General features: G+C 32.5%; 9 protein-coding genes and 1 pseudogene. 9 read left to right on the forward strand and 1 reads right to left on the reverse strand.

What is annotated here, in order from left to right:
• Positions 1–1,066 (reverse strand): CAP domain-containing protein (locus DWW96_RS14250; protein WP_199522686.1); only part of this gene is annotated, 1,066 nt, incomplete at its 3' end.
• Between the two features lie 233 nt (positions 1,067–1,299).
• Here DWW96_RS14250 and DWW96_RS08295 point away from each other — a divergent pair.
• From DWW96_RS08295 to DWW96_RS08335, 9 genes and pseudogenes are all read left to right on the forward strand, one after another.
• Positions 1,300–1,419, forward strand: a pseudogene (locus tag DWW96_RS08295) (pyridoxamine 5'-phosphate oxidase family protein); the annotation flags it as partial.
• 309 nt (positions 1,420–1,728) lie between these two features.
• Complete coding sequence (locus DWW96_RS08305; protein WP_117910087.1) at positions 1,729–2,505, forward strand: protein-ADP-ribose hydrolase; 777 nt, start codon at positions 1,729–1,731, stop codon at positions 2,503–2,505.
• Positions 2,506–2,682: 177 nt separating this feature from the next.
• On the forward strand, positions 2,683–3,033 hold the full coding sequence (locus DWW96_RS08310) for an arsenate reductase family protein (RefSeq protein WP_117910088.1): 351 nt from the start codon (positions 2,683–2,685) through the stop codon (positions 3,031–3,033).
• A gap of 148 nt (positions 3,034–3,181) precedes the next feature.
• Positions 3,182–4,234: a Fic family protein gene (locus tag DWW96_RS08315; RefSeq protein ID WP_117910089.1), complete on the forward strand. Its 1,053-nt coding sequence runs from the start codon at positions 3,182–3,184 to the stop codon at positions 4,232–4,234.
• Between the two features lie 98 nt (positions 4,235–4,332).
• Complete coding sequence (locus DWW96_RS14440; RefSeq protein WP_243003049.1) at positions 4,333–4,524, forward strand: ATP-binding protein; 192 nt, start codon at positions 4,333–4,335, stop codon at positions 4,522–4,524.
• A gap of 183 nt (positions 4,525–4,707) precedes the next feature.
• Positions 4,708–5,325 (forward strand): ATP-binding protein, encoded by a 618-nt coding sequence (locus tag DWW96_RS14445; RefSeq protein WP_243003050.1) that lies wholly within the window; start codon positions 4,708–4,710, stop codon positions 5,323–5,325.
• A 543-nt stretch (positions 5,326–5,868) separates the two neighbouring features.
• Positions 5,869–6,321: an 8-oxo-dGTP diphosphatase gene (locus DWW96_RS08325; protein WP_117910090.1), complete on the forward strand. Its 453-nt coding sequence runs from the start codon at positions 5,869–5,871 to the stop codon at positions 6,319–6,321.
• A gap of 173 nt (positions 6,322–6,494) precedes the next feature.
• Positions 6,495–7,601: a HigA family addiction module antitoxin gene (locus DWW96_RS08330; RefSeq protein ID WP_117910091.1), complete on the forward strand. Its 1,107-nt coding sequence runs from the start codon at positions 6,495–6,497 to the stop codon at positions 7,599–7,601.
• 104 nt (positions 7,602–7,705) lie between these two features.
• The gene (locus tag DWW96_RS08335; protein ID WP_117910092.1) at positions 7,706–7,927 is read left to right on the forward strand and encodes a hypothetical protein; all 222 of its coding nucleotides are present in this window, start codon (positions 7,706–7,708) and stop codon (positions 7,925–7,927) included.
• Positions 7,928–8,058 lie beyond the last annotated feature (131 nt).

The raw sequence follows: 8,058 nt of genomic DNA on the forward strand, positions 1-8,058 counted from the left end.
AATATCCTTCCTCTTTGCAGGAAGCTTCCTTTTGATTTCGAATTTCAGAGTGGAGGTGATTTGTTGCATCTATGCCAATTTTTTCAATTTTTGTATTATTACAAATAGCGCAGGTATAAGTTCTTTCGCCTTCCACTATACAGGTTGGAACTTTTGTAATTACTCCACCATCCCAATGATTATCACAGTCATGTACAATTATTGTTGCCGAAGTTGTTGATGGCAATCCGTACAGTGATGTGGTTAACGTGGTGGTACCTTCTTTAAGACCTATAATCTTTCCATCACTATAGGTGGCAATAGAAGGGTCATTAATGGAAACGGTTGGAGTATCTAACACGGTTCCGACTGATCCAAGTTGATTTATAAGAGAAATTATAGGTGTAATATTTGGAGTTACTGTTTCTCCTAATCTAAGAACATATGAATCTTGGTCAAAATATGTCTTATAATTTGTAATCCAACTTTTAGTTACTGAAACAGTAACAGTTTGTTCACTGTCATTTGCCGGTGTTTCTGTTGTATTAATGGAAGGTCTGGAGGCAAATTCTTCCACCCAGTAGTCATAGCCGTTGTAAGTAACATGACCAACTCCAACGCAGGTAAATTTATAATCTAACATATTTCTACGGTGCCCCTGACCGGTATAAGGTTCGTTATCTTCACGCCATCCGTTATTTACTGCTTCTGCCTTAGAATAAACATTAGGACTTGCTACTGCAATATTCTCACCTGCATCCATTCTGGTTATATTTTCTTCAGTATAAATAGTAAAAGGATTTTGACCATTTGGGCGGGTGTGTTCGTAGGATAGTGCAATTTCTGCTGCACGTTTCATTGCAAGTCGCTCTAAATCATAGTCATATACAAGTTCTTTTAAACCGGGATATGCAACTTGTTTGGTATCAGTCTTATCCCAAGCCCATGCATCAGTAGGACTGGTTCTCAGTTCATTAATCATATCTAAGATTCTTCGGGCTTCTGTCTGGCCATACTTTACAGATATATTGACTGGAATGATTTCTTCTGCATTTACATTTGTAGGAATTATCATAATAAAACTCATACAAAAGCTAAATAGCAGTAATTTTAAAGATGTTTTTTCATATATTCACCGTTCCTTTCCATAAATAAAATATTGTTGAAGGAAAAAAGACTTTCCTCTGTATAAAATTCATCGTTTCACGTTTGGCTTATATAAATATATTTTATTACAAATTTGTCCGGCTGTATATGATATTTTGCACATTATGTAAGCTTTGTAAAAACAATTTATATAATTTAAGGAGGTACTATAAAATGCAGAAAGTAGTAGAATTTTTACAGAAAAACCCGGTTCAGTATTTAGCAACAGTTGGAAGAGATGGAAAGGCAAAATGTCGTCCATTTATGTTTGGTTTCGAGCAGGATGGAAAGCTTTGCTCCTCCGGAATTGCCGCTTTATACCAAGCTTTATGATATTGTGAAAAGCAAGGAGTATTTTGTAATGACTACCAATGTGGACCATCAGTTTTATAAAGCAGGGTTTGATGAAAACAGAATATTTGCAACATAGGGAGATTATGGTAAAATACAATGCCAGAGAGGATGTCATCCAAAGACATATGATGCGGAAGAAATGTTTAGAAAGATGGATGAAGCAGTCGTACCGGAAGGTTTCGGAAAGCGCGCAATCGGTATCGGCGGTGATATGGCAAAGGCAATTACAGATATAAGGGGACAGGTATTATGAACCAGAATGAGCGAAGAGAATATTTGATTAAGTATCTTTTAAAAGAAGAAATAAGGTTTGGTAGACAGAGTATTCCCGCGGATAAGCAGGGACAGGAGAATCTGTTGCGCTCACTTATGAATGTCAGACCACCAAGACCAATAAGTCATGAATTTTTGAAAATACAGGATAAGTATCTTACTGAAAGAAATATAGAGCGTGGTATCACAGATGTTGCTACTCTTACACCTGTCAAATCCGATTCAAGATTATATATCTGGCAGGGAGATATTACTACTTTGAAATGTGACGCAATCGTAAATGCTTGCAACTCACAGATGCTTGGATGCTTTTCGCCGATGCATGCCTGTATTGATAATTTTATTCATACTTATGCAGGAGTAGAACTTCGTTTGAAAATGCATGAGATTATGACAAAGCAGGGGCATGAAGAGGAAACTGGAAAAGCAAAGATTACATCAGGATACAACCTTCCGGCAAAATATGTTCTTCACACAGTGGGACCTATTATACAATGGAAAGTTACCCAAGAAGATGAAAATTTGCTTGCAAGTTGTTATAAAGAATGTTTAAAACTTGCTGCTGATACAGGTGTGGAATCAATAGCATTTTGTTGCTTGTCCACAGGAGTCTTTAGATTCCCACAGCAGAGGGCTGCTGAAATTGCTACGGAAACAGTAATGCAATTTTTGAAAAAAGATGACAGAATCAAAAAGGTAATATTTAATGTATTTAAGAACGAAGATTTAGAAATATACAGTCACTTGTTATAGGTATCTGTTGGAATGCCGGTTTATATAGTGCCATTTTTATAAATTATGCAGACATTCATAATAAAATCGGCAAAATAAGCTAGATTACATTGGCAATGAAGGATAGAAAAATATTGAATTTTGCAGTTAAGAAATTTATAGAATATTTAAAAGAAATTAATAAAGGATGGTGAAAAAATGTTATTTATATGTTATCCAAAATGTTCAACTTGCAAAAAGGCTAAAAAGTGGTTGGACGAACATAATGTGGAATACACAGAGCGTCATATAGTGGAAAACAATCCAACATATGATGAATTAAAAGAATGGTTTAATAAAAGTGGTTTGCCAATTAAAAGATTTTTTAATACCAGCGGATTATTATATAAAGAGATGAAACTTAAAGATAAGTTGCCTACAATGAGTGAAGATGAGCAGTTACAATTATTGGCAACTAATGGCATGCTTATGAAGCGTCCGCTTATAGTTGGAGAAAATATAGTGTTAACAGGTTTCAAGGAAAATGAATGGAGCGAGGCAATTAAATAGGAATATGTGATTATGTATTATTCTAAAAATAGAATATACTTTCTAAAAAAAGGAATGCTATATATAAGGATTTTATGTCCTAATAATTGAATTATCTCCTAAAATGTAATATAATTTAGGAGATAAATAACAAATTAGGAGATGGATTATGAGAAAATTTGATTATTCATCGTTGAAAGAAAAAAAATGGGATAGTGAAATAATTTCACTTGTTGCACAGATTCATGAATATAAGGGAAGACAGGAAATATATCTTAAGCAGAAACCGGAAGAGTTAGATAAACTTATTGAAATAGCAAAGCGACAGAGTACAGAGGCATCGAATGCAATTGAAGGAATACGAACTACAAGTACAAGATTAAGGCAGTTATGTGAGGAAAAGACAACTCCGAAAAATCGTGATGAGGAAGAAATTCTTGGATATAGAGATGTCCTGAACACGATTCATGAGAATTATGAGTACATTCCAATAAGAGCAAATTATATTTTGCAGTTACATCGTGATTTATATAAATATACGGAAAAAAATATTGGTGGTCATTTTAAGGTATCACAAAATGTTATTGCTGCTACTGATGAAAAAGGAAAAGAGTACGTGCTTTTCACACCGCTTGCACCATATGAAACGCCGTCTGCAATAGACGATATTTGTGAGAATTACAACAAAATGATTGATAGCGAAGAGTTGGATTCGATCTTGCTTATTCCTATTTTTATACATGATTTTCTTTGTATACATCCATTTAGTGATGGAAATGGAAGAATGAGCCGTTTGCTTACAGCGCTTCTTTTATATAGAAGTGGATATGTTGTAGGTAAATATATTTCTATTGAAAATAAGATTGCAAAGAATAAAGATTTATATTATAAAGCATTAGAAAATTGTCAAGATGGTTGGCATGAAAATAAGGAAGATGTAACGTCTTTTGTGAAATATATGTTAAGGATTATTCTTGCTTCATACAGAGATTTTGAGGAAAGAGTAGAACTTGTAAGTGAAAAAATTCCTGCAAAAGAAATTGTCAGACGTGCAATATATAATAAAATAGGAAAAATAACTAAGAGTGACGTTGTTGAGTTATGCCCTTCTATAGGAAAAAAATCAGTAGAGTTAGCTTTAAAACAATTAGTAGAAGAAGGGGTTCTTATAAAAAAAGGAAACGGAAGAGCTACATTTTATGTACGCAGTGACTTTGAATAACAATCAAAAACGCACGAAAAATAAAACGTATTTTTTTATGTTTAATTTTTCGTGCGTTTTTACATATAATAAATAAAAATGGAAAGGATACAAGTAGTATGCATGAAACAAAAAAATTAGAATTTAAAGAAACAATTACAAATACATTTTTAAAAACTGTAAGTGCTTTTTCAAATTATGATGGAGGCGAGATTTTTTTCGGGATAGACGATAACGGTAATGTTAAGGGGATGCCTAATGTAAGGCAATCCTGTTTGGATATAGAAAATAAAATTAATGATAGCATTTAGCCTCAACCGGACTATACACTCGAAATACAAAGCGATAATACAATAAAGCTTACAGTAAAAGGCGGAGTCCAAAAGCCGTATTTATATAAATCACATTTTCCTGGAATTGATATTGTTAAGTTCGGTCAAAATATCAGTATTATTCAAAAAAGAGCAACGTTTGATAATATATCTGTTTTAGATGTGTATGATAAGACACTGGATGTATTCAGAGATTACTATAGATATGAAGTGATACAAGGGGCAGAACGAAAAAACGTAGAAAGAATTCCGGAAGCAGCTTTTAGAGAAGCAATTGCAAATGCACTAATTCATAGAGTATGGGATGTGGAGTCCCAAATCAGAGTATTGATGTTTGATGATAGAATAGAGATTATTTCTCCGGGTGGATTGCCATCAGGGATAACGGAAGAAGAATATTTGTCAGGTAAACTTTCCGTTTTAAGAAATAGAAATCTTGCAAATGTATTTTATATACTTGGTTTTGTTGAGATTTTTGGAACCGGAATTACAAGAATAAAGCAACTATATGAAGCAGGATTAAGAAAGCCGGATTTTGAAGTGTCAGAAAATACAATTAAGATTATGCTTCCCGTTTTTGAAGAAAACATGAATTTGACGGAAGATGAAAGAACAGTATATAAAATTTTAAGTAGGACAGTTCTTAAATCGATTAGCGAAATTGCGCCGTATGTTTCATTTGGCAAATCAAAGACAATACAGATATTGAAAGATTTGATTCAAAAGGGAATTGTAACGGACGAAGGTAAAGGAAGAGGTACGAAATATATAATTAAGTAACAAAAATTAGTGCAGTTTTTTGAAATAGAAATAGAGCGTATGAGTGGAAAAGAAATTCAGGAAAAATAAATTTCGATTAAATGCATACTAGCATAGTAATTATGCCGAATTAAATTTGTTCATAAAGTGTTTAGAAAATACCTTCTATATGTTTATTTGTATTTATTAGCAAATACAGTAAGCGGATAGGAGGTATTTTTAATTGTGTAACAAAAGGATATGGCTGCTTAAAAAATTATAAAAATCTTGAAGAAACGTGCAAAATATAGAAAATAAATCTTGAAGAAACGGACATAATGCAGAGAAATAATTTTGAAGAAACGGACATTTTGGACTAAAATAATCTTGAAGAAATTTATAAAAACAGGAAAATATTACAGGAAAAATAGAAAGATACAATATGTTTTATGAATCACTGTTGATAAGATGGTCAAATTATGGAAAAATGTATTTATATGATATTATAGAAATAAAGAATTATGAAGTTATGATAACCGTATTTTAACATAAATGTAACAAAGCATAAGGAATAGGAGCGTCAAAATGAGAACAGAACAGGTAACGCTAACAAATATGTGCATGGTATATGATGACAAAGGAAATGTACTTGTACAGGATAAGATAGATGAAAATTGGGGAGGCTTGACATTCCCCGGTGGTCACGTTGAAAAAGGAGAATCATTTGTAGATTCTGTTATACGCGAAGTATATGAAGAAACAGGATTAAAAATAGAAAATCCAAGAATTTGTGGGACAAAAGATTGGCCGAGAGAAGACGGTTCTAGATACATAGTTGTATTTTATAAAACAAATAAATTCAGCGGAACCTTAAAATCATCAGATGAAGGTGAAGTAAAATGGATGCCTTTAGAGCAAATGAAGAAAGAAAAAATGGCAAGCGATATGGACGACATGCTGAAAGTTTTTCTTCAAGATGATATCAGTGAATTTCACTATGTGGTTGAAGACGGCGAGTGGAGACATGAGTTGAAATAAAAATTACTTAAAAGGTAATAGAAAAGATGAATGGAGTATAAGATTAGGCAATACCAGATATAGGGTTACAATGATTCCTTGTGATAATGAAGGACAGGAAATCACGGAAGGCGATATCTTATCTCAATGTAAAATAATTAAAATTGTAAAAGTAACGGAGGTGTCTAACCATTATGAGTAATGTGAAAAAATACAAAGATATAGTGGCATTTCACCCAGGCTATTATATTGCTGACATTATCGAGGATATGGAAGTTAGTCAGGCTGAATTTGCTAAAAGAATGGGAACAACAGCTAAAACATTAAGCAAATTGATTAACGGTCAGGCTAATATATCAAATGATTTAGCAAAGAAACTATCAGTTATGATGGGAACAAGTGTAGAAGTATGGCAGAATTTACAAAATACTTATGATAGAAAGCTTATTGAAATGCAGCAGGCGAAAGATTATGATGAGCAAACTAAGATTGTAAAAGAGATAGATTATAGATATTTTGTTGATGTAGTTGATTTACCTATTACTAGAAATGTAAATGACAAAGTAGCTAATTTATGTAGATTTTTTAGAGTTTCAGATTTAAGAATCATGTTGCAACCGGATTTTTTAGTTAATTTTAGAACGAGTACGTCCTGCAATAATGAAAAAAATATTATTAATTCCAGAGCGTGGATTCAAACCGCAATAAATATATCAAAAAATATAAATACCAGTCCGTATGATGCACAGAAATTAAAAAGATATTTGCCGGAACTTAGAAGTATGACAGTTCAGAAACCAGAAGAGTTTTTGCCTAGAATGAAAGAAATTTTTGCAGATTGTGGTGTGGCTTTTGTACTATTGCCACATCTTAAAAATGCAGGTGTAAACGGCGCAGTAAAATGGATAAACGATGAGAGAGTAGTGCTGGCAATGAATAATAGAGGGTTGGATGCGGATAAGTTTTGGTTTTCATTGTTTCATGAAATAAAACATGTACTTCAACAGAAAATAAAAACGGTATTTATAAGTAGTACTATGGAAGAAATGATTGACATTAATAATAAATTAGAAAAAGAAGCGGATGAATTTGCAACTAATTATTTGATTTCTACGTCAGATTATAAGAAGTTTTCACCTTCAAAAAATACATCAGATAATGAGATAGTTGAATTTGCTAAAAAAATAGGGATACATCCGGGAATTGTAGCAGGCAGAATGCAACATGATGGAATAATACCACAAAATAGATGCTCAAAATTAAAAGAAAAATATATTATCGAAACTAAATATACAGCATAATTCTGTAGGAATGAAAATTAAAGTTTTCTAATTCTGAGAATAAATAAAAAAGAAACGGAAAAGTCCGTAAGTTAACGCTTAGAGGATTGTAGACCGTTTCTTTTTTGTGTAAATTTATTGAAAATATAGTAGCGAATGCAAATATCAAAAAATGTGAAAAAGACCTTAAAGATGTTACAATGATGGATATTTATGAGGTAGACACAGTAGTAAAAGCATGGCAGAAAGATGGGATGAGTGTAGAGGAATCTTGGAAATATGCGGAACAGATGAGAAGAAAACTTGAAGGTAAAGCTAAGAAAATGGGTAGGAATAGAATAAAATAGGAAAATTAATTTAATAACGAAATAGAAGTAGTGTATCAGAGATATAAACAAATGAGATGTGTTTCTGATATGCTATTTTGAGTCTGTGAAATAAAGTCTGTAAATAGACATTCTATGATAAGTGATGGAGC

This window comes from Eubacterium sp. AF17-7, assembly GCF_003461285.1.
Taxonomy (GTDB): Bacteria; Bacillota; Clostridia; order Lachnospirales; family Lachnospiraceae; genus Eubacterium_U; species Eubacterium_U album.